Below are 699 nucleotides of genomic sequence, written 5' to 3' on the forward strand. Positions count from 1 at the left end.
AAAAACGTTTTATGATCACGTTGACCACATCGCCAGTCGTTGTCGTCGTAAGCTCGCGACCATTGATGCTCGTTGGGTTAATCACGCCAGTCACTACGAGTTGGCTTCCAGCTACATTGCCTTGCAGCCACACAGCAATAATGGAGTGTACTGGATTGTGTCTGGTGAAGCGCACTCGGGCTACATTCTTTGCCAACACGTGAACTACTCTTCGGATGAAGAACCTATCGCGACGCTGGATCACAACCCGTACGACGAAGTTTCTCGTTTTGTCTCTCAAGAGTACACAGCGGAAGCAAGTGAGCCACCAGCGGAACCTTCTAATCACCTTAGAGAGCGTATTGACCAAAAATACCAAACGATTTTGGCTCGTGGTAACGTCGAAGATCCGCTCGGTAACTTATCGGTATTTCATTACCCATCGAAAGGTGCGTTAGTTCGTCCTCCTTACACCTCGTACGCGCACTATTTGCATGTACTTGATATGTGTTGCCCTAACAAGCGGGTTTCGATTTACATGCCACAAGATCCCCTGCTCCGCTCTGCAGCGTTGAGCGTTTGTTTGTCTCGTATTCAAGAGAAAAACGTCGATCTGATGTATGTAGAAGAAGACGCTGGCTGGGACATGACCGCTCCGTTTGGCAAAGTGGATATTGCCTACATGAGTTGGTGGCGCGATCGCTGGGCGATCTCCAGTCA

The 699-nt window shown here is 49.2% G+C and carries 1 pseudogene; it reads left to right on the plus strand.

Annotated features, from left to right (window positions below):
• A pseudogene (locus R7Q48_RS27495) lies at positions 1-699 on the plus strand (lactate dehydrogenase); the annotation flags it as partial.

It is taken from the genome of Vibrio sp. 378 (assembly GCF_033339435.1).